Origin of the sequence: Catenulispora sp. GAS73 (genome assembly GCF_041262085.1) — a bacterium.
Taxonomy (GTDB): Bacteria; Actinomycetota; Actinomycetes; order Streptomycetales; family Catenulisporaceae; genus Catenulispora.
In genome coordinates, this window is the sequence record NZ_JBGCCM010000019.1 from 19027 (window position 1) to 38655 (window position 19629).

Sequence of the window (19629 nt, forward strand, 5' to 3'; positions counted from 1 at the left end):
TGAACTGAGCACCGCGCTCGCCGGACCTCCGGCCGGCGGAGACGATGCCAGAGCATGGAAAAGGCCCCGCGGTACGCGTCCCGCGGGGCCTTTCATACGGTGAGAATCACTCCGGCGAGCGATATCGGACTTTCGTCCGATCGAGCGACGAGGGGAGATCAGTCCCCGTCGCTGCCCGCCGGGGCGTGCCGGAGCGGACTCCGGCACGCTTCATCAAAGCAGGAGCGTGGACTTAGAGGTCCAGGCCGCCCTTGCCCAGGATGCCCGAGGAGCCGATCAGGCCGCCCGCGCCGGCACCCGCGCCGTTGTTCTGCGAGCCGGCGCCGTTGCCGGTGGCGTGCGAGCTGCTGCTGTCGCCCGCGCCGACCGAGCCGTGGCTGTTGTTGCCGGCCTGCGACGAACCCTGGTTCGAGGTGCAGGAGTTGTCGTAGGTGTCGGTGGTGATGTTGCCGTTGCTCAGCACGTTCAGGTTCGCGTGCTCCAGCAGGTGGTTCAGGCTCACGCCGACCGGCACGACGCCGACCAGGCCCTGCGCGGTCAGGTCCGGCACGGTGTGGTCCGCCAGGCAGCCCAGGTTCGGGGCGACGTTGACGTTGTTCAGCGCGTTGACCGGGATCAGACCGCCCTGGCCGACGTTGTTGTCGCCGGCCTTGTGGTGCTCGCTGCCGCCGTTCCAGGCGTCGTCGGCCGCCGCGGAGGCGATGCCGGCCATGCCCACGACACCCGCGCTGGCCAGCGCGGCGATAACGGTGGCGTGCTTCAGAAATGCCATGTTGATCGTTCTTCCTTGTCGATGTGGATCGATGGTGACCTGACGGGCGAGGAATCCAAAGCCCGCCACCTTGTTGCTTTGAACCATACTGCCATTCGCGAAGAATCGTATATCAAGTCGGGAGGCGCGCGGCCCAAGACACTGACGAGTGATTGATTGGACGTCATTCTTCGTACTTTCCACGATGACTGAGCAAGGCATCCAAGCAGGTCAGACGAACCTTTGGCATCTCACTGGTGGTGCAGATCAATGCCGTCGAAGGGTGGTCGGCCGACGATATTCCGTCTTTGTCGACCCGTTGGAGGGCCTAGGACGGGACCGCTGACCGGCGGATTCGGTGTGACTAACGATTCGCCTGACAAAATGCATTGGCCCGGACGGAGTGGAAGGTGGAAGGAATTGCGGCGTTCAGAACGTGGCCTGAACGCCCGCGACGGACACGTTGCGCAGGATCTCGAAACCGGGTCCCGCCGCGCCCGCGTTCTGGCACGGTCTGGCAGGCGTCGTCCCGGAACCCAGCGGGTCGTCAATCGAGATCGGCGCGATACACAGATCGCTGAGAACGTGGACGCCGCCTGTGGTGCCGGGGTGCCGGCAGGCGTCGCCTGGATTCGGGAAGGGGTCGGAGACCAGCGGTCCGGACCAGTGCATGGGAGCGACGCACCAGTTGTTGGCGAACTCCAGCGCGTTCTCGACAGCCAGGACGCCCGGTGTCGGGGCGGCCTTCGGAGCTGTCGGAGGTGTCGGAGTCGTCAGTGGTGCGGTCGTCGCCGCAGCGGTGCCGGCCGAGGCCAGGACGCCACCGAGCGTGGCCGCGGCCGTGGCCGCCGCCGTGAGGATTGCCCGGGAACGCAACGTGGTACTCCCTTGACTTCGAAGCGCGGGCCCGGCGGTTCGTGCCGGGCCCGCACGGTCCGGCTAGAGCAGGCCGCCGAGCGCGCTGCCGATGATCGGCAGGCCCGCGGTGGTGTTGCCGGCGGCCGGAGCCGTCTGGCCGGCCGCGGCCTGGTCGGCCGCCCAGCCGTGCTCCTCACCCGGAGGGCAGGGGTTCGGGACCGGGGGCGGGCACGGAACCGGCGGCGGGGGCGGAGGCGTGACCGGCGGGGGGCACGGAACCGGCGGGCACGGCACCGGCGGCGGCGGGGGCACCGGCGGGCACGGCGGCGGCGGGGGCGGGCACGGCTGGGTCACCGGCGGCGGCGGGGGAACCGGCGGGGTGGGGGGCGTGGGCGGGGTGGGCGGGGTCCACGTCGAGGGCGGGCAGACCACGGTGCACGGGGGCGGGTTGCCCATCGGCGGCGGGCCGGGCACCGGCGGCGTCTGGTCCATGTCGCCGGTCCCGGCGCACAGCTTCTGGACCAGGTCGCTGCTGACGGTGCCGGCGACGGTCTTGTCGCGCTGCATCCCGCACAGCCCGGACATGGTGTCCTGGTGGTCGAACGGCATGCCGTGCACTGCCACCGGGCTGGAGGCCAGCCACGGGGCGGCGCGCCAGTTGTCGTTGGCGGTGGTCGCGTGGGCCGCGCCGGCGGCAGCGATGAACGCGCCACCGGAGGACAAGGCCACGGCGGCGAAGGACAGGTACTTGCGCATCGCCGACTCCTTTCGTTGCGTTGGGTGTGTAGTGGAACTGGCCCCTCAACGCGGCAGAAGATCGGCAGGTCACGCGCAAGACAGCATTCGGGTGGCGTGCGGGCGTACAGAACAAAAAGCAAGCGCACCGGCGCCCGTCTGGGGCACCGGTGCAAGAGGGCTGACAACTGGTGGAGGAGGTTGTCGGACGAGGCTGTGCGGCAGCGGTCTTTTTGGGCGATGACCTGCCGCGTCGCGCTACTGGATCGCGTCGAACTGGCCGGGCGTGTAGTCGCCGGCCGGCTGCCGGGTGATGACGTTCATCCGGTTGAACGCGTTGATCAGCCCGATCTGGGCCACCAGGGTGACCAGTTGGTCCTCGTCGTAGTGCTTGGCGGCGTTCGCCCAGACCTCGTCGGCCACCCCGGAGCCGTCGGCCAGCCGGGTGCCGGCCTCGGCCAGCTCCAGCGCGGCGCGCTCGGCCTCGGTGAAGCAGCCCGCCTCGCGCCAGGCGGCGACCAGGTTCAGCCGGGCCGGTGTCTCGCCGGCGGCCGTGGCGTCCTTGGTGTGCATGTCCAGGCAGAAGCCGCAGCCGTTGATCTGGCTGGCGCGGATCTCGACGAGGTGCAGGGTCGCAGGCGGCACGCTCGACTCGCGGAGCACGCGGCCGGCCGCGATCAGGTACTTGGTGAGCTTGCCGCCGGTCGGGGTGGCGAAGGCGTTCACGCGGGCTTCCATGGTGTGCTCCCTCGTTCTTCGGGCTGGTTACACCCATAGGACGGGGAAGCGCTGAATCCTGTGACGTGCTCCGGTGTGACGTGTGCCACGGATCGCCGGCGCCCGGCCGGCGCGGCCCGGCCGGTGTCAGCGCCGCGGCGCCTTCAGCCTCTCCGGCAGCGCGGCCCCGAGGTGCTCGATGTCGGTGACCGCGTTGGCGTGCCCGGAGTCCACCGCGGAGCGCGCGATGTCCACGATCTGCTGCGGCAGCGCGACCAGGTGCCGCGCGAAGTCGTCGAAGTCGTTGCCGATCTTCTTCAGCAGCTCGGCGCACACGCTGGCGGCGTCGCGGCTCTCGGAGTCGCGCGGGTCGTCGTCGTCGAACAGCCAGACCGAGCCCTGCTCCGCGCCGCGGATCTTCAGGGCCAGCATGCCGCCCTGGACGTAGCCGATCCCCAGGAACTCCTCGGTGAACCGGTCGTACAGCGCCTGGTTGGCGTACACCAGGTCCTGGTGCGGGTCCTCGCGGCGCAGCCCGAACAGCCACTGGTCGGCGATGAAGCCGCCGGCCAGGTTCACCGCCGGGCTGATCGGCCGGCCGCCGTCGGTGCCGGCCAGGAAACGCCGGTAGGACGGCGGCAGCGCGAAGCCCAGGTGCTGCTCCAGCTGCGCCATCGCGTCCTCGGGGACCGAGCCGCTGCGCTCGAAGGCGACCGGCTCCAGCATGCCCTCGGTGAACAGCCCGGAGCGGTTGCGGTCGGCCTTGAGCGTGGCCATGCCGCCGTGGTGCCGGAAGGCGCCGTGCAGCTCGATGGGCACGCAGTGCAGCATCCGGGACTCGGCGGCGTGCGCCCAGGTCCAGCCCTGCGGCGTGGCGGTGTTCTGCCGCGCCTCCCACAGCGGGTCGCCGGAGGCCGCGGCCAGCAGGTTGGCGGCGATGACGTCGGTGACCCGGATCTCGTCTACGGACAGGCCGGAGGGCGGGTCCGCGATCTGCACCGTGTGGCGGGCGTAGACGGCGAACTCCGGGTAGCCGTGCATGGTCAGGTAGATGCCGTGCGGGAACTTCCGGTCGAGTTCGGGGTCGCTGAACTCGATGATCCGTCCGGCGAACTGGCCGTTCGGTATGCCGTGCCGCTGTGCGGATGCCTGTGCCATCTGAGGTCTCGCTCCGGCCTTCTCACTTCTGTGGTGTCCGGTAGAAAGGTACCGGCTCCACACCGGTGGCGGGTATGTCGCCTGCCCACCTCGCCCCACCGGGGTGAACTTCGTCCCGTTTGGTCCGCAATAAGTCTGTCGGAGGACCGGCGTACTCTAGGGATATCCCGACGCCGACGCATGGCTTCGGGCTGTTCGTCGTGCGCGAAGGGTGGCCCCTGTGAGCCTGTCCGGACTTCTTGACGCCGTAACCGACGACCGGGGGATCGCCGCGCTGCTGGAAGCGTCGGCGACCGCCGGCCGAACCTCCTTCGACCTGGCCGCGCCGCGCTCGGTCCGGCCGTTCGCGCTGGCCGCGCTGGCCCGCGCGCAGAGCTCGTCCGGCCGGCCGGTGCTGGCCGTCACCGCCACCGGCCGCGAGGCCGAGGACCTGGTCGCGGCGCTGCGCGGGCTGCTCGACCCGGACACGGTCGTGGACTTCCCGTCCTGGGAGACGCTGCCGCACGAGCGGCTGTCCCCGCGCAGCGACACCGTCGGCCGCCGGCTGGCCGTGCTGCGCCGCCTGGTCCACCCGGACGCCGCCACCGAGGGTGCCGGCCGGCTGCAGGTGGTCGTGGCGCCGATCCGCTCGGTGCTCCAGCCGCAGGTCAAGGGCCTGGCCGACCTGGTCCCGGTGGCCGCGCGCAGCGGCGAGGAGGTCGACCTGGACGAGCTGGTGAACCGGCTCGCCGCCGCCGCGTACACCCGGACGGACCTGGTCGACAAGCGCGGCGAGTTCGCGGTCCGCGGCGGCATCGTGGACGTCTTCCCGCCCACCGAGGAGCACCCGCTGCGGCTGGAGTTCTGGGGCGACCAGATCGAGGAGATCCGCTACTTCAAGGTCGCCGACCAGCGCTCGCTGGAGGTGGCCGAGCACGGGCTGTGGGCTCCGCCGTGCCGCGAGCTGCTGCTCACCGACGAGGTGCGCAAGCGGGCCGCGGCGCTGGTGGAAGAGCACCCGGACCTGGCCGACATCCTCGGCAAGGTCTCCGAGGGCATCGGCGTGGAGGGCATGGAGGCGCTGGCGCCGGTGCTGGTCGACGAGATGGAGTTGTTGATCGACCTGCTGCCGGCCGGCTCGCCGATCGTGCTGTGCGACCCCGAGCGCGTGCGCACCCGCGCCTCCGACCTGGCCGCCACCTCCGCGGAGTTCCTGGACGCGTCCTGGGCCGCCACGGCCGGGGGCGGCAAGACTCCCATCGACCTCGGCGCGGCCTCGCTGAAGGACCTCGCGTCGGTCCGCGAGCACGCCATCACCCTGGGCCTGCCCTGGTGGTCGCTGACGCCCTTCGCCCCGGACCTGGAGCTGCTGCCGGAGGACGACGCCACCGAGGTCAGCCAGATCCACGACGCCGAGCAGTACGGCGGCGACACCGGCCGTGCGCTTGCCGACGTCAGGGCCCGGATCTCAGAGGGCTGGCGGGTGGTGCTGGTGACCCAGGGCCACGGCTCGGCCGAGCGCCTGGTCGAGGTGTTGAAGGGCGCTGACATCGGCGCCCGCTACGTCCCGGAGCTGGAGACCGTCCCGGATCCGGCGCTGGCGACGGTCGCCACGGGCACCATCGAGCACGGCTTCATCGCCCCGGAGCAGCAGCTCTGGGTGATCACCGAGCAGGACGTGTCCGGCCAGCGGGTGACGACCAAGGACATGTCCCGCATGCCCTCGCGGCGCCGTAACGTCATCGACCCACTGCAGCTCAAGGCCGGCGACCCGGTCGTGCACGAGCAGCACGGCGTGGGCCGCTACGTGGAGATGGCGCAGCGCACCGTCGCCGGCGCCACCCGCGAGTACCTGGTGATCGAGTACGCCGCGGCCAAGCGCGGCCAGCCCGGCGACCGGCTCTTCGTCCCCACCGACCAGCTGGACCAGGTGACCAAGTACGTCGGCGGCGAGGCGCCCTCGCTGCACCGGCTGGGCGGCGCGGACTGGCAGAAGGCGAAGTCCCGGGCCCGCAAGGCGGTCCGGGAGATCGCCGGCGACCTGGTGAAGCTGTACAGCGCGCGGATGGCCGCGCCGGGGCACGCGTTCGCCGCGGACACACCCTGGCAGCGGGAGCTGGAGGACGCGTTCCCCTACGTCGAGACGCCGGACCAGCTGGCATGCATCGACGAGGTGAAGGCGGACATGGAGAAGCCGGTCCCGATGGACCGGCTGATCTGCGGCGACGTCGGCTACGGCAAGACCGAGATCGCGGTGCGCGCGGCGTTCAAGGCGGTGCAGGACGGCAAGCAGGTGGCGGTGCTGGTGCCGACCACGCTGCTGGTGCAGCAGCACTTCTCGACCTTCGCCGAGCGGTACTCGCAGTTCCCGGTGACGCTCAAGGCCCTGTCCCGGTTCCAGACCGACAAGGAGGCCGAGGAGGTGCTGCGCGGCGTCGCCGACGGCTCGGTCGACGTGGTCATCGGCACCCACCGGCTGCTGGCGAACTCGGTGCGGTTCAAGCGTCTGGGCCTGGTGATCGTGGACGAGGAGCAGCGCTTCGGCGTCGAGCACAAGGAGCAGCTGAAGCAGGCGCGGGCCAACGTGGACGTGCTCACCATGTCCGCCACCCCGATCCCGCGCACCCTGGAGATGGCGGTCACCGGCATCCGCGAGATGTCGACGATCCAGACCCCGCCGGAGGAGCGGCACCCGGTGCTGACCTTCGTCGGGCCGTACGAGGAGAAGCAGATCGGCGCCGCGATCCGCCGCGAGCTGCTGCGCGAGGGGCAGGCGTTCTACATCCACAACCGCGTGGAGTCCATCGACCGCGCGGCCTCGCGGCTGCGCGCGATGGTGCCCGAGGCACGCATCGCGACCGCGCACGGCCAGATGAACGAGCACGTGCTGGAGAAGCTGATCGTCGACTTCTGGAACAAGGAGTACGACGTCCTGGTCTGCACCACGATCGTGGAGTCCGGCATCGACGTCACCAACGCCAACACGCTGATCGTGGAGCGCGCCGACAACTTCGGCCTGTCCCAGCTGCACCAGCTGCGCGGCCGGGTGGGGCGCGGCCGCGAGCGCGCGTACTCGTACTTCACGTACCCGCCGGAGAAGCCGCTGACCGAGACCGCGCACGAGCGCCTGGCGACCATCGCCCAGCACACCGACCTCGGCGCCGGCATGTACGTGGCGATGAAGGACCTGGAGATCCGCGGCGCCGGCAACCTGCTCGGCGGCGAGCAGTCCGGCCACATCGAGGGCGTCGGCTTCGACCTCTACATCCACATGGTCGGCGAGGCGGTCGAGCAGTACCGGGCCCAGGCCGAGGGCCGCGAAATCGAGGAGCAGGTGGAGATCCGCGTGGACCTCCCGGTCGACGCCCACCTCCCGCACGACTACATCCCCGGCGAACGCCTCCGCCTGGAGGCGTACAAGCGCATCGCCGGCGCCGCCGGCCACGAGGACCTGGCCGAGGTCCGCCAGGAGCTCGTCGACCGCTACGGACGTTTTCCACAGCCTGTGGAAAACCTTCTCGCGGTGGCGGCGTTCCGCATCGACGCCCGCGCGGCCGGGCTCGCGGAGGTCGCGATCCAGGGCAACTTCGTGAAGTTCGGCCCGGTGAAGCTGCGCGAGTCGCAGGAGCTGCGGCTGATGCGGCTGTACCCGAAGACGCTGGTGAAGGCGGCCACGGACACCATGCTGGTGCCCAAGCCGATGACGGCGCGGGTCGGCGGGCAGCCGCTGCGCGATCAGGAGCTGCTGGGGTGGGCTCGGGACCTGATCGACGCTGTGCTGAAGATGTAGCAGCAGATGTAGGAGCCGACTGTCAGTGGGGCCTGGTTGGCTATTTGCGAACTACTCGCAACTGCTAGTCCTTCGCAAACCAGGGGCGGCGACAGGGGGCTCGGATGAGTGCGACATCGGCGCTGCCGAAGCAGATCAGGGCACTGCTCGTGGCGCGCGCGGTGAACCAGCTGGGCGGTTTCTCGCTGGCGTTCCTGACAGTGCTGCTGACGCGGAGCTTCGGCGCGAGCCTGACAGCCGCGGGCATCGTGTCGGCGGCGTTCGGACTGGCGACGATCCCGAGCCGCCTCGCCGGCGGACGCCTGGCCGACCGGTGGGGCCGCCGGCGGACCATCGTGGCCGGCCTGGTCGGCTGCGCGGTGGCACAACTGGGACTCGCGACGGCGCCGGGCCTGGTCGCCGCCACGGTGTGCGCGGTGCTGCTCGGCCTGGCCTTCGAGCTCTTCGAACCGCCCAGCCAGGCCGCCATCGCCGACGCGGTGCCCCCGGCCGGCCGCGCCTCGGCCTTCGAGCTCTTCGCCACGGCCCTGGCCGCAGGGAGCCTGGCCGCCGGACTGATCGCCGACGTGGTCGGGCGGTGGAGCCTGCGCTGGCTGTTCGTGGTCGACGCCGGGACCGGACTGGTCTGCGCGGTGATCGTGTGGCTGGCCTTGGCGCCGGATCATCTGCGATCGACAGACCAGCAGTCGGAGCCAGAACTCGCCGCCGCAGCCGACAATCTGCTGCCCGACCAGCCATGCGAGTCAGGTCTCGCCGCAACTGCCGCTAGCAGCCTGCCGCCTGCCCAGTCGCCTGCGCCAGGTCTCGCCGCAACCGCCGCTCGCAGCCTGCTGCCCGACCAGCCATCCGCGCCAGGTCTCGCCGTCACCGTGCCGCCTGCCCGGTCGTTCGCACCAGGTCTCGTCGCAACTGCCGCCGACAGCGTGCCGCCCGCCCGGTTGCTCGCGCCAGATCTTGCCGCAACTGCCGCAGGCAGCGCGCCGCCTGGCCAGTCGCCTGCGCCAGGTCTCGCCGCAACTGCCGCCGACAGTGTGCCTGTGCCCGTGGTCGCTGCCGCAGAAGGCGTGCTGCCGGCCGACCAGCCATCCGCAATCGCCGCCCTGCCGGTCGCCCCACCATCCATCTCCCCCTGGCGCGACCGAGCTCTCCTCCTCGTGACCGCTGCTGGCACCGTCTTCGCCCTCGTCTCCATGCTGATGCTCACCGGCCTCCCGCTCTCGCTCGCCGCGCTCGGCCTGAACCCCGCGGCCGCCGGGCTGATCATGGCCGCCTCCACCGCCACCCTCGTCCTCGCGCGTCCTGTTCTGCGGCGCCGGCGGCTGGCGGGCCTGCCGCATGCCGCCACCTTCGTCCTCGGCTACGTCCTGATGGCCGCGGGCTTCGGCGGCTACGCCCTGGCACACACCTTGCCCACCCTCCTCGTGCCGACGGCGCTCTACAGCCTCGGCAATGTGCTCGTCATGGGGCGCTCGTTCGCCCTTGTCAGTGAGCTGGCTCCGGCTGAGGCCTCCGCGCGGTACCTTGCGATCTACGGGAGCAGTTGGGGTGTGGCCACGTTGCTCGCGCCGCTCGTGGTGACCTGGTTGATCGGTGTCTCCGGGCCCGCGTTGCTGTGGGGGGCGAGTGCTGTGGTCTGCGCGGGGATGGCGGTCGGGCAGCCGTGGGTGGTGCGGCGGGTGCGGGGTGCGGTAAGGGATCTTGGTGTGATCCACTCCACAAAGGCCGTGGCGGAACGCTACGATGCGGTGTCGATCTGAGTTGATCCGCATTCGCTGATGAAGCTCTGTGTGTGCCACCAGGAAGGTTCAGCGCCATGATCCACGCCCGCTCCGTCCGACTCGCCGCCGTCATGGTCCTCGGCGGGGCCGTCGCCCTCGCCACCTCCGCGTGCGGTGGTCCGATGCAGGCCGGGGCCGCGGCGGTGGTGCAGGGCCAGCGGACCACCGACGCCACCGTGCAGGACCAGGTCGCCTCGATCGTCTCCCTGGTCCAGCACAACAACCTGCAGCAGGGCGACATCACCGACGCGCAGCGCGCCTCGCTGGCCAAGGCCCAGATCAGCCTGCTGGTGCAGCAGGCGGTGTGGCAGCGCGTCGCCGACGACCACGGCGTCACCGTCACCGCGGCCGACGACGCCAAGGAGCACGCCAGCCTGGTCGAGCAGGCCCGGGCCTCGCTCGGCGGCGCGCAGTTCACCGGCAGCGACGACGAGGCGGTGGCGCTGGCCGACGCCGAGTCGCAGAGCTCCTCGGGCCTGGCGCCCAGCACCGTGCCGATCTACACCCACGTCCAGTCCCTGGTCACCGCGGTGATCGACGACCAGGCCGGCAAGCTGCACGTGAACCCGAACGACCAGAACAGCCTGCCCGCCCTGCAGGCCGCGATCCTGCCGATGCTCTCCAAGGCCGCCACCGAGATCAACGTCAAGATCTCGCCGCGCTACGGCAGCTTCGACCCGGCCACCCGGCAGATCGTCGCGGCGCAGGCCTCGTGGATCCGGCCGACCGCGGCCCAGATCGCGGCCGCTGCCGCCGCCCAGCAGCAGCAACAGCCGCAGCAGTAGAACGCGGCGTTAGAACGCAGCGGAACAACGCAGCAGGAGAAAAACCGCGGGCCGGTTCGCACCGGCCCGCGACGCCTCAGGACGCCGCGTACCGCTCGGCGATGGTGTGGAACACCTTCTTGGGCTCCCAGTTCAGCTCCGGGGAGTCCGGCCCGGTCATCTTCACCGCGCCGTACGCCGCCAGGTCCAGGTCCCGGCGCGGATCCGTGGCGTGGTGCAGGGCCTGGAACGTCGCGAACGTGAACCAGAACGCCGAGTCGACCCCGGCCTTCTCGAAGACGTCGTAAAGCTCTGTGAAGTACGCAGTCTGCTCGTCCTCGCTGCGGAGGTAGTCGCCGTTCACGACCGGCGGCTCGACCGAGCTGTCGAGGATCGCCCAGGCCATCCCGCCCCGGTCCCCGGACCCGACGTACGGCGTGCAGCCGAACTCGGTGGCCACCACCGGCTTGCCGTGCTTGAAGTGCTCCCGGATCTCCTCGGCGAACTTGTCCCGGTTCTCCGCCGAGCGGTAGGCGTCCACCGACACGAAGTCGAACGGCTGCCAGTCGATGAACTCCCACGGCCCGGCGGCGTACGTCACCTTCCCCCCGAAGTGTGAGCGCACCGTCGCGGCGGCCTCGGCCAGATAGCCGTTGAATTCGCCCATGATCTCCCCGAGCCGGCTCCACAGCTCCATCCCGCCCCCGCCGAGCGTCGCGATGCGGGCGTAGGAGTCGTCGCCGTCGAAGTAGCCGGGGCAGAACAGCGAGGTCTCACAGCCCGCCACGAACACCACCTCGGTGCCGGCCGCGCGAATCTGCTCGGCACGCCGCGCGCAGTCGGCCAGCAGTTCCAGCAGGTCCTCCCGCGACGCCTCGCAGGGGAACGGCGCGAACCACACCTCCAGCCCGGCGTCCGCCGCGGCCTGCGCCGCCGCCTCCAGCCGGTCCGGCAGCGCCCCGGAGATCCGGACCGCGGTGCAGTGCAGGTCGTCGGCGATGACGCGCAGCTCCCGCCGGGCCGTCTCCGGGTCGAAGTCCGGTCGCGAGTCCTTGCCGCCCGGGAAGAATCCGGTGTCGTAGTTGATGCCCTTGCCGCGCATAGCGCTCTCCCCCTCCTTTGTGCCGCGTCCGTGCGGGTGCCCCAGACGCGATATAACGTATCAGCGCTCTTCGGCGGAGACGGTCTCGGCGTGTGCCTCGACGTGCGCCGCGATCAGCTTCTCCAGCGGCTCGACCGCGGCCCCGCCAGTGACGCAGGCCCCGGCGATCGCGACGATCAGCACCACGGTGCCCAGCCAGGCCATCGTGGACACCGGCAGCACGAACGCCCCGACCAGCCGGGCCACGCACTCGGCCAGCAGCCACCCGCCCCAGATGACGCTGAACAGGTTCTCCTTGGCGCGGAACTTGGCACTCTCCGCCCTGAGCGCGTCCCACGCTGCGGTCCGCGCCGCGTCCCCCTTGGTGACGAACGGCTTCAGCCCGGCGGTCATCATCGGCTTACCGCCGCGCACCGACCACAGGATCCCGAGCGCGATCGTGCTGCTCACCGCAGAGTCCTTGGCGAGCATCAGGCGGGCGTTCCCCGAGACGAAGGTCAGCGCGATGGCGACGATGTTCACCGTCAGCATCAGCAGCGCCAGCGCGTTCGCCTCGCGCTTGACCACCGCGGCGAAGATCGAGCGCGCCGCCGGCACCACGCTGGCCACGCCCAGGGCGGCGGCGGTGCCGAGGCCGAGCGCGGAGTGCAGGACGTAGTAGCCGCCGAGCGGGACCGCGATGTCGACGGCCAGCGGCGCCAGCGCCTGCTTGAGCGGATGGGTCTGCTCGGCGCTGGTCATGGCGGGGGTGCTCTCCGTGGATATGGCGGCGGATACGGCGGTCGCTGTGGTTGCTGTCGCGGTGGTCATCGCGGTTCCTCTCCCCGAACGAACTGCTTAGGTCTGACCCAACTTTAGGCTGGACCTATTCATTAGGTCAAGCCTAAGATGGAGCCATGGAGAAGCAGGGACTGCGCGAGCGCAAGAAGCAGCAGACTCGCGAGGAGATCGCCAACGTCGCGACGGCGATGTTCGCCGAACGCGGCTTCGAGAACGTGACCATCGCCGAGGTCGCCCACGCCGCGGGCGTGGCGAAGATGACCGTCACCAACCACTTCCCGCTCAAGGAAGACCTCGTCTTCGATCGCGCGGAGCACCTCATCCGCGAACTCCCCGCCACGCTGGTCGCGCGTCCCGAGGGCGAATCCGTCCTGGCCGCGGCCCGGCGCGGCTACGCCCAGCGGCTGGCCGCGCACGACCCGACGCTCGGGCACCTCGGGGTGCGCTTCGCCCGCATGGTCATGGACAGCCCGGCGCTCACCGCCCGGGAACGGCAGATCCAGGTCGAGGCCGAGCAGGTGCTGGCCGACGAACTCGTGGCGCTGGTCGAGCCGGGCGACGAGCTGACGGCGCGCGTGGTGGCCGCGCAGATCTCCGGCGTCTACCGGATCCTGTACTTCACGGCCCGGAAGCTGTTGTTGGACGGCTTGCAGGGCCTGGAGATGGTCGAAACCCTCGGCGCCGCCGCGCAGCGCGCCTTCGCCCTCCTCGAAGCCGATCTCAGCGGCTTCGACCCGCGGCCCCGCCTACGATCTACTCCATGACCGAAGCCCCGCCGCCGGCCGGCCGCATCGTCTTCCTCGCCACCTCCCCGCGCGTCGCGCTCGGCCTGCTGTCCTGGCCGGCCTGGGAGGTGTTGCGCGAGGCGGACGTGGTCTTCGCCGGCGACGCCGACCATCCGCACATCCCCTACGTGGAACAGGCCACCGGCGCCGTGGTGGCGCTCCCGGACCACAGCCCGGCGATGGCGGCCGAACGCCTCCTGGAGGCCGCTACGCCTGCCCGCACGGTCGTCTGGCTCGCCGAGGACGAGGAATTCGACGAGGAGATGGCGGTGGCGCTGGGGAACCGTCTGGTGCAGGCGCCGGCCTCTTCGGTGCCCGACCTGGAGGTCCTGCCCGGCTCCTACGACCTGCCCGGCGCGCATCTGCTCGACCTCGTGGACGTCATGAACCGGCTGCGCTCCCCGGGCGGCTGCCCCTGGGACGCCGAACAGACCCACGCCTCGCTGGTGAAGTACCTCCTGGAGGAGGCCTACGAGACCGTCGAGACGATCGAGGACGGCGACCCCCTGACCCCCGGCCCCGGCCGCGACGCGCTGCGCGAAGAGCTCGGCGACGTCCTGCTGCAGGTGATGTTCCACTCGCGGATCGCCGAAGAGCATGAATCCGATCCGTTCTCCGTCGACGACGTCGCCGACGGCATCGTGGCCAAGCTGATCCGGCGGCACCCGCACGTGTTCGGCGACGTGGAAGTTTCCGACGCCGAGGAGGTCGCGGCGAACTGGGAGCGGAACAAGGCCGAGGAGAAGCAGCGCGACTCGGTGACCGAGGGTGTTCCGATGTCCCAGCCGGCGCTGGCGCTGGTCGCCAAGTTGGCCGGCCGGGTCCGCAAAACCGGGCTCGACGTCCCGGTCGGACAACCGCAAGAGCTCCCGGACACCGTCGATGAGCTGGGCGAGCGACTCCTTGTGACGGCGATCGCGGCGGCTTCGGAGGGGTGGGATCCGGAAGAAGCTCTGCGAACGGCTGCGCGACGGTACCGTGACCGGATCATTACGGCCGAGGCGGAGCTAGCCAGGGGGTAGGGGTGCCGGGTTACTCTGAGCGTGGTAGGCGAAGCGGACCGGCCGACTTCTCCTCAGACTCGTTCGCTAACCGGGAGAAGAGAATCCACCATGTTCGGTGAACTCCAGCCGTGGCACGTGATTGTGCTGCTCGTAATTCTGTTCCTGCTGTTCGGGGCGAAGAAGATGCCGGACATGGCCCGCTCGGTGGGTCAGTCGCTGCGGATCTTCAAGTCCGAGATGCGGCAGAGCCAGAAGGAGACCGAGGAGGTCGCCAAGCAGGCCAGTGACGCGGCGCGCGTGACGCCCGCGGTCGAGAACGTCGGCAGCACGTCTTCCGTCGCCGACGAGACTCACAAGCAGGCCAACGCCAGCTGAGCGGTCCGCAGCGCGCCGCGCCTGAAAGCCCCGGGGCCTCCCGCAGTCGGCGAGAGGCCCTTCAGTGCTGTCTGCTTTCGGTGACCACGCCGGGTTGGTCGCGCGGGATCACTGCCCCGGCAGGGTGTTCTGGAAAGCGCCGTGCGCGGCCGAAGTCAGCCAGTCCTTCTGGGCGCTGTCGTTACGCAGGTCGGCGTAGACCGCCGTGGTGATCAGCACGTAGCGGTGGAAACTGCCGAACTTGCCCTCGCGGGTGAAGGTGCCGCCCTTGGCGAGCTTGGTGCACGTGTCGGCGCCGGGCTGGCCGGCCGGCGGGCACCACTGCGCGTAGTCGCCGGTGTGCGTGGCGCTCAGCTTCTTGTAGATCGCCGTGGCCGTGGCGGCGTCCGGGTACGGGATCACCATCGCGCTGACGACGATCCGGTTGTTGGCCGGGTCGATCCAGGACGCGGCCATGAAATCCGTGCAGGCCGCGGAGCGCACGATGTTCTGCACCACCGCGTCGCCGATCTTGGCGCACGGCTGCGACTGGGCGAACTTGAGCGCGTAGGTCACCTTCTTGTCGTCCGTGAACGACTTGGCCACCAGGGCGTCCGCGGTGAACGGGGTCTTGTCGGTGGTCGCGTTGTCCAGGCCCGCGCCGACGGCCGACGAGGAGGCCGAGGCCGGCGGGGCCGCCGAACCGGTGTAGCTGTTGTCCGGGAACGACGCGGTGCCCGACGACGCGGGAGTCGTCGTCGGGGTCGACGTGGCCGAGGTGGCCGCGGTCGAGGCCGTCTGCGCCTTGGGGGTGCTCTTGCCGCCCTTGGTCAGCAGGTAGATGCCGCCGACGCCGCCGACGAGCAGGATGACCCCGAGCACGATCGCGACGACCCGGACAGCGGGGTTCTTCTTCGGCGGTGGCGCGTCGCCCGGGAACGGCACGCCGGGCATCTGCGGCGGCGTGAACTGCGGAGGCGGCGGCTGCATCGTGAACTGAGGGGGCGGCGGCTGCATGGTGAACTGCGGGTACTGGCCCGGACCCGGCTGCGGTACCGACGGAGGGCCCTGCTGCGGCACCGGCTGCGGCATCGGCTGCTGCTGCGGCGGCGTGTAAGGACCCTGGTTCCAGCCACCGCCCTGCGGGGGCTGCTGCGGCGCTTGCTGCGGCTGCTCCGGAGGCTGAGGCTGGGATCCCCAGCCCGGCTGGATCTGGGTCTCCCAAGGCGGCTGAGAAGACATGGTCACAGCATATGCAGTACTGATGACAGACGGGCAGACTCTCAGCCGATCTCAAAGGTGAACGGTCCTCTATCGTCGGAGAATGGCAGATACCCCTGACGCACGCTTCGAGGCCCTCGCCGCCGACATCCTGGACGGTCTGTGCCGCCGGAATCCGGACTGGGCCGGGAGCCTCGGCCTGCACGAGTACGACGCGGAGTTGCGGGACCGGTCGGCCGGCGGGCTGGCGGCCGAGTCGGCGTGGCTGGCCGGCCGGGCCGAGGACCTGGCCGAGCTCGTCGAGCGGGACGGCGCCGGGATGTCGGCGGCGAACCGGGTGGACGCCGCGATCCTGGCCAATCACGTGGCGGGGCAACGGTTTCTGATCGACGAGCTGCGCGAGGACGAGTGGAAGCCGGCCGCCGCGAATCCCGGGGTCGCGTTGTACACGCTGCTCGCCCGCGACTACGCTCCGGCGGCGCAGCGGCTGACGGCGTTCGCGAGCCGGTTGGAGCAGGTGGCCTCGACGCTCGCCGACAACCGTTCTCTGCTCGCGGGCAAGCCGCTGTCGCGGATCCACGTGGAGCTGGCGATCGGGCAGTTCGAGGGGACCGTCGATCTGATCGGCGGCGAGCTGGACGCGGCGATCGAGGCGGCGTCGGGGGACGTTTCCGAGGCGCGAGCGGCGATCGACGCCGTGCGCCCGGCCGCCGTGAAGGCGCTTCAGGAACACATCGCGTGGCTCAAGGAGCGGCTGGCGGCCGGAGACGCCGGGAAGGAGGAGTTCCGCGACCCGCGCATCGGCGCGGAGCTGTTCGCTCGCAAGCTGTCGCTGAGCCTCGATGCGGAGTCCGACGCGGCCGCGATCCTGGCTCGGGCCGAGGCCGATCTGGACCGGGTCTCCGCGGAGATCGTTGAGGCTGCGGCGGACTATGAGGGCGTCGCAGTGCCCTCAGACGCTGCAGAACGCTCGGAGCTTGTGCGGCGCGTGCTGAACCGCCTCGCCGAGGCCGCGCCGGACAACGAGACCATCCTCGAATACAGCCGACAGGCGTTGCTGAAGCAGTTCGACTTCGTGCGGGAGCACGAGCTGGTCACCGTGTATTCGGACCCTTATGAAGTCTCCGCGATGCCGGAAGTGCAGCGGGGCGTGGCGGTGGCCTACTGCGATCCGCCGGGGCCGCTGGAGCAGGCGGACGTGCAGACGATCCTGGCGATCTCCCCGACGCCCGCGGACTGGACGCAGGAGCGCGTCGACTCCTTCTTCCGCGAGTACAACCTGCACATGCTGCACAACCTGATGGTCCACGAGGCGATGCCGGGGCACCTGTTGCAGTTGCAGCACTCGCGGCGGCAGCAGGCGCCGACCCCGGTGCGCGCGGCGCTGTGGTCGGGGTCGTTCGTCGAGGGCTGGGCCGTGTACGCCGAGGAGCTGATGGCGCGCCACGGCTATCCCGGCGACGGCGACCCGCGCGCGGTGCGGATGCAGCAGCTGAAGATGCAGCTCCGGATGATCATCAACACCATCCTGGACGGCCGCGTCCACTGCCACGGCATGACCCAGGACGAGGCCATGGCGCTGATGACGGAGCGCGGGTTCCAGGAGGACGGCGAGGCCGCGGGCAAGTGGCGGCGGGCCCTGCTGACCAGTTCGCAGCTGTCCACGTACTACGTGGGCTACGTCGAGGTCTCCGACCTGGTCCGCGATCTGCGGGCGGAGCATCCCGGATGGTCGGAGCGGGAGCTGCACGACGCAGTGCTGGGGCACGGTTCGCCCGCCGTGCGGTATCTCAGGGAACTGATTGCGGTGTAGCCCGCGGCTTCCCCGGATCCCCTAGACGTTCAGGTAGCGCAGGACCGCCATCACCCGACGGTGGTCCTCCGCCGCCGGAGTGAGGTCCAGCTTGGTGAAGATGCTCGACGTGTGCTTCTCCACGGCCTTCTCGGTCACGAACAGCCCGGAGGCGATCGCCGAGTTGGACCGGCCCTCGGCCATCAGGCCCAGCACCTCGCGCTCGCGCGGCGTGAGCGTCTCCAGCGGGTCGTTCTTCTTGCGGCGGCCGAGGAGCTGCGCCACGACCTCCGGGTCCAGGGCCGTGCCGCCAGCCGCGACGCGCTTGAGGGCGTCCACGAACTCCTCGACCTCGGCCACGCGCTCCTTCAGGAGGTAGCCGAGACCGTTGGCGCTGCTGGAGAACAGCTCCTGGGCGTAGGCGGCCTCGACGGCCTGGCTGAAGACCAGTACTGCCATGTTCGGGTACTTGGCCCGGACCTCCACCGCCGCGCGCAGGCCCTCGTCGGTGAAGCTCGGCGGCATGCGGACGTCGGCGACGATCACGTCCGGCTTCAGGGCGTCGGCCGCCTCGACCATGCCCTTGCCGTCGTCCACCTTGGCCACGATGTCGAACCCCGAATCCGCGAGGAGCCTGGCCAGGCCTTCGCGGAGCAGGACCGCGTCTTCGGCGATCAGGACGCGGATGGCTTCGGGCATGGCATCTCCATGAGGATCTGGGTCGGTCCGCCTATAGGGCTGCTCACCGACAGGATGCCATCAAGGGGCGCGATGCGGTCGGACAGGCCGGCCAGGCCGCCGCCGGGATTGGCAGCGGCACCGCCGACGCCGTTGTCGCCGATGGTCATCTGGAGTCGGCCGTCGCGCAGGTGCACGTCGATCCAGGCGCGGGTGGCGTCGGCGTGCTTGGCCATGTTGGCCAGGGCTTCGGAGGCGACGAAGTAGGCCGCGGACTCCACTTCCGGGCTGGGGCGCCAGGGCAGGGCGGCGTCCACCTCCACCGGGATCGGGGAGCGGCCGGCCAGCGCGGACAGCGCCGCGTCCAGGCCGCGGTCGGTCAGCACCGCGGGGTGGATGCCGCGGGCCAGGTCGCGCAGTTCGCTCAGGGCCAGCTTCACGCCCTCGTGCGCCTCGGCGACCAGTTGCGCGGCGGCTGCGGAATCGGCCTCGTCGCCGGACTTCAGCTTCGACTTGGCCCGGCCCAGGTCCATCGCCAGGGCGACCAGGCGCTGCTGGGCGCCGTCGTGCAGATCGCGTTCGATGCGGCGGCGCTCGGCCTCCGCGGCGCTGACGGCCTGGCTGCGGGTGGTGCGCAGGGCCGCCTCCCGGCGGTCCAGCTCGGGGCGGCTCAGGCCGAGCAGCGCCCGGCCCAGGCCGGTCTGCGCCCGGGTCCCCAGCTCCAGCAGGATCGGGCCGACGAACCAGGCGAAGACCACCGAGACGCCGGCGAGGGTGACGATGGCCGGCAGGGTGCTGATGTAGTACTGGCTGCCGTTGACGTGCATCAGCGGTACGCGGTGGTGCGGCAGGGCGGTGTACCAGAAGGGCAGGGACAGGCCGCCGAGGATCATCGCCCAGGTGGTCACGATGACGGTGAACCAGCCGCCGCCGAGGGCCGCCGAGATCACCAGGTGGACCAGATCGCGCCAGGTCGCCGGGTCGGAGACGTGGCCGAGCAGCCGCTGCAGCACGTTGCCGGACGGCCCGGGCTCCCGGTACGGGGTCGGCACGCGCTCGCCGGTGAGGTTCAGGATCCGCAGCCGCTCCCTGCGGCTGGCCCGGCGCAGGCCCGTCATCCCGGCCAGCAGCAGCGGCAGGCCGATGAAGACCAGGACGAGCGGGCCGCCGACGGCCAGCGCCACGGTCATCCACAGCACCTGGAAGAAGGCGACGGCGAACGAGCCGAGCAGGTAGCCCTGCTGGCGCAGGGCGCGGCCGGTGAAGGGGCCCTTCAGCAGTTCCCCGGGGCCGAGTACCGGCGCGGGGTCGTCATCGCGTCGGCTGGCGACCTTGGCTCCCACAGGCGTGATCATAGGTCCAGCATCGGGGAATCGGTTCGGG

Annotated in this window: 17 protein-coding genes; 7 read left to right on the forward strand and 10 right to left on the reverse strand. The window is 70.7% G+C overall.

Annotation, left to right across the window (positions count from 1 at the left end):
• Positions 1 to 232: 232 nt before the first annotated feature.
• The 5 genes from ABH935_RS27125 to ABH935_RS27145 form a co-directional block, all read right to left on the reverse strand.
• Positions 233 to 772, reverse strand: coding sequence for a hypothetical protein (locus ABH935_RS27125; RefSeq protein ID WP_370380760.1), 540 nt, complete (start codon positions 770 to 772; stop codon positions 233 to 235).
• Positions 773 to 1180: 408 nt separating this feature from the next.
• The gene (locus ABH935_RS27130; RefSeq protein WP_370380761.1) at positions 1181 to 1627 is read right to left on the reverse strand and encodes a hypothetical protein; all 447 of its coding nucleotides are present in this window, start codon (positions 1625 to 1627) and stop codon (positions 1181 to 1183) included.
• A 63-nt stretch (positions 1628 to 1690) separates the two neighbouring features.
• A complete protein-coding gene (locus tag ABH935_RS27135) occupies positions 1691 to 2365 on the reverse strand; it encodes a hypothetical protein (protein ID WP_370380762.1) in 675 nt (224 codons plus the stop codon).
• Between the two features lie 237 nt (positions 2366 to 2602).
• Positions 2603 to 3082: a carboxymuconolactone decarboxylase family protein gene (locus tag ABH935_RS27140; RefSeq protein WP_370380763.1), complete on the reverse strand. Its 480-nt coding sequence runs from the start codon at positions 3080 to 3082 to the stop codon at positions 2603 to 2605.
• Between the two features lie 126 nt (positions 3083 to 3208).
• Complete coding sequence (locus ABH935_RS27145) at positions 3209 to 4219, reverse strand: SMI1/KNR4 family protein (protein ID WP_370380764.1); 1011 nt, start codon at positions 4217 to 4219, stop codon at positions 3209 to 3211.
• 220 nt (positions 4220 to 4439) lie between these two features.
• Here ABH935_RS27145 and mfd point away from each other — a divergent pair, with 220 nt between their 5' ends.
• The 3 genes from mfd to ABH935_RS27160 all read left to right on the forward strand — a co-directional run bounded on the left by mfd (position 4440) and on the right by ABH935_RS27160 (position 10551).
• Positions 4440 to 7988 carry a transcription-repair coupling factor gene (gene mfd, locus ABH935_RS27150; protein WP_370380765.1) on the forward strand — a complete coding sequence of 1183 codons (3549 nt, stop codon included), beginning with the start codon at positions 4440 to 4442 and terminating at the stop codon, positions 7986 to 7988.
• A gap of 104 nt (positions 7989 to 8092) precedes the next feature.
• Entirely contained in the window at positions 8093 to 9745 is a 1653-nt protein-coding gene (locus ABH935_RS27155) for an MFS transporter (protein WP_370380766.1), read from the forward strand.
• A 56-nt stretch (positions 9746 to 9801) separates the two neighbouring features.
• Complete coding sequence (locus ABH935_RS27160) at positions 9802 to 10551, forward strand: hypothetical protein (protein ID WP_370380767.1); 750 nt, start codon at positions 9802 to 9804, stop codon at positions 10549 to 10551.
• Between the two features lie 76 nt (positions 10552 to 10627).
• Here the strand turns inward: ABH935_RS27160 and ABH935_RS27165 are convergent, their stop codons facing one another.
• Entirely contained in the window at positions 10628 to 11632 is a 1005-nt protein-coding gene (locus tag ABH935_RS27165; protein ID WP_370380768.1) for a hypothetical protein, read from the reverse strand.
• A 60-nt stretch (positions 11633 to 11692) separates the two neighbouring features.
• Complete coding sequence (locus ABH935_RS27170) at positions 11693 to 12442, reverse strand: VC0807 family protein (RefSeq protein WP_370380769.1); 750 nt, start codon at positions 12440 to 12442, stop codon at positions 11693 to 11695.
• 86 nt (positions 12443 to 12528) lie between these two features.
• On the opposite strand from ABH935_RS27170, the gene ABH935_RS27175 reads away from it, so the two are divergent.
• The 3 genes from ABH935_RS27175 to tatA all read left to right on the forward strand — a co-directional run bounded on the left by ABH935_RS27175 (position 12529) and on the right by tatA (position 14576).
• Positions 12529 to 13176, forward strand: coding sequence for a TetR/AcrR family transcriptional regulator (locus ABH935_RS27175; protein WP_370380770.1), 648 nt, complete (start codon positions 12529 to 12531; stop codon positions 13174 to 13176).
• Positions 13173 to 14219 (forward strand): nucleoside triphosphate pyrophosphohydrolase, encoded by a 1047-nt coding sequence (locus ABH935_RS27180; RefSeq protein WP_370380771.1) that lies wholly within the window; start codon positions 13173 to 13175, stop codon positions 14217 to 14219. The genes ABH935_RS27175 and ABH935_RS27180 overlap by 4 nt, the downstream gene beginning before the upstream one ends.
• A 90-nt stretch (positions 14220 to 14309) precedes the next feature.
• Positions 14310 to 14576: a Sec-independent protein translocase subunit TatA gene (gene tatA, locus ABH935_RS27185; protein WP_370380772.1), complete on the forward strand. Its 267-nt coding sequence runs from the start codon at positions 14310 to 14312 to the stop codon at positions 14574 to 14576.
• A gap of 108 nt (positions 14577 to 14684) precedes the next feature.
• On the opposite strand, the gene ABH935_RS27190 is transcribed toward tatA, so the two are convergent.
• Complete coding sequence (locus ABH935_RS27190) at positions 14685 to 15797, reverse strand: hypothetical protein (RefSeq protein ID WP_370380773.1); 1113 nt, start codon at positions 15795 to 15797, stop codon at positions 14685 to 14687.
• Positions 15798 to 15879: 82 nt separating this feature from the next.
• Between ABH935_RS27190 and ABH935_RS27195 the strand changes: the two genes are divergently transcribed.
• Positions 15880 to 17589 (forward strand): DUF885 domain-containing protein, encoded by a 1710-nt coding sequence (locus ABH935_RS27195; RefSeq protein ID WP_370380774.1) that lies wholly within the window; start codon positions 15880 to 15882, stop codon positions 17587 to 17589.
• A 21-nt stretch (positions 17590 to 17610) separates the two neighbouring features.
• Here the strand turns inward: ABH935_RS27195 and ABH935_RS27200 are convergent, their stop codons facing one another.
• Together ABH935_RS27200 and ABH935_RS27205 are read right to left on the reverse strand one after the other, a co-directional pair.
• Entirely contained in the window at positions 17611 to 18267 is a 657-nt protein-coding gene (locus ABH935_RS27200) for a response regulator (protein WP_370380775.1), read from the reverse strand.
• Positions 18243 to 19601: a sensor histidine kinase gene (locus ABH935_RS27205; RefSeq protein WP_370380776.1), complete on the reverse strand. Its 1359-nt coding sequence runs from the start codon at positions 19599 to 19601 to the stop codon at positions 18243 to 18245. Before ABH935_RS27205 ends, ABH935_RS27200 begins: the two co-directional genes overlap by 25 nt.
• Positions 19602 to 19629 lie beyond the last annotated feature (28 nt).

Coding starts and splice junctions, on each gene's coding strand:
- ABH935_RS27135 (WP_370380762.1), bottom strand. CDS start 2,365: ATGCGCAAGTACCTGTCCTTCGCCGCCGTGGCCTTGTCCTCCGGTGGC.
- ABH935_RS27205 (WP_370380776.1), bottom strand. CDS start 19,601: ATGATCACGCCTGTGGGAGCCAAGGTCGCCAGCCGACGCGATGACGAC.
- ABH935_RS27165 (WP_370380768.1), bottom strand. CDS start 11,632: ATGCGCGGCAAGGGCATCAACTACGACACCGGATTCTTCCCGGGCGGC.
- ABH935_RS27180 (WP_370380771.1), top strand. CDS start 13,173: ATGACCGAAGCCCCGCCGCCGGCCGGCCGCATCGTCTTCCTCGCCACC.
- tatA (WP_370380772.1), top strand. CDS start 14,310: ATGTTCGGTGAACTCCAGCCGTGGCACGTGATTGTGCTGCTCGTAATT.
- ABH935_RS27125 (WP_370380760.1), bottom strand. CDS start 772: ATGGCATTTCTGAAGCACGCCACCGTTATCGCCGCGCTGGCCAGCGCG.
- ABH935_RS27195 (WP_370380774.1), top strand. CDS start 15,880: ATGGCAGATACCCCTGACGCACGCTTCGAGGCCCTCGCCGCCGACATC.
- ABH935_RS27175 (WP_370380770.1), top strand. CDS start 12,529: ATGGAGAAGCAGGGACTGCGCGAGCGCAAGAAGCAGCAGACTCGCGAG.
- ABH935_RS27200 (WP_370380775.1), bottom strand. CDS start 18,267: ATGCCCGAAGCCATCCGCGTCCTGATCGCCGAAGACGCGGTCCTGCTC.
- ABH935_RS27155 (WP_370380766.1), top strand. CDS start 8,093: ATGAGTGCGACATCGGCGCTGCCGAAGCAGATCAGGGCACTGCTCGTG.
- ABH935_RS27160 (WP_370380767.1), top strand. CDS start 9,802: ATGATCCACGCCCGCTCCGTCCGACTCGCCGCCGTCATGGTCCTCGGC.
- ABH935_RS27140 (WP_370380763.1), bottom strand. CDS start 3,082: ATGGAAGCCCGCGTGAACGCCTTCGCCACCCCGACCGGCGGCAAGCTC.
- ABH935_RS27145 (WP_370380764.1), bottom strand. CDS start 4,219: ATGGCACAGGCATCCGCACAGCGGCACGGCATACCGAACGGCCAGTTC.
- ABH935_RS27190 (WP_370380773.1), bottom strand. CDS start 15,797: ATGTCTTCTCAGCCGCCTTGGGAGACCCAGATCCAGCCGGGCTGGGGA.
- ABH935_RS27170 (WP_370380769.1), bottom strand. CDS start 12,442: ATGACCACCGCGACAGCAACCACAGCGACCGCCGTATCCGCCGCCATA.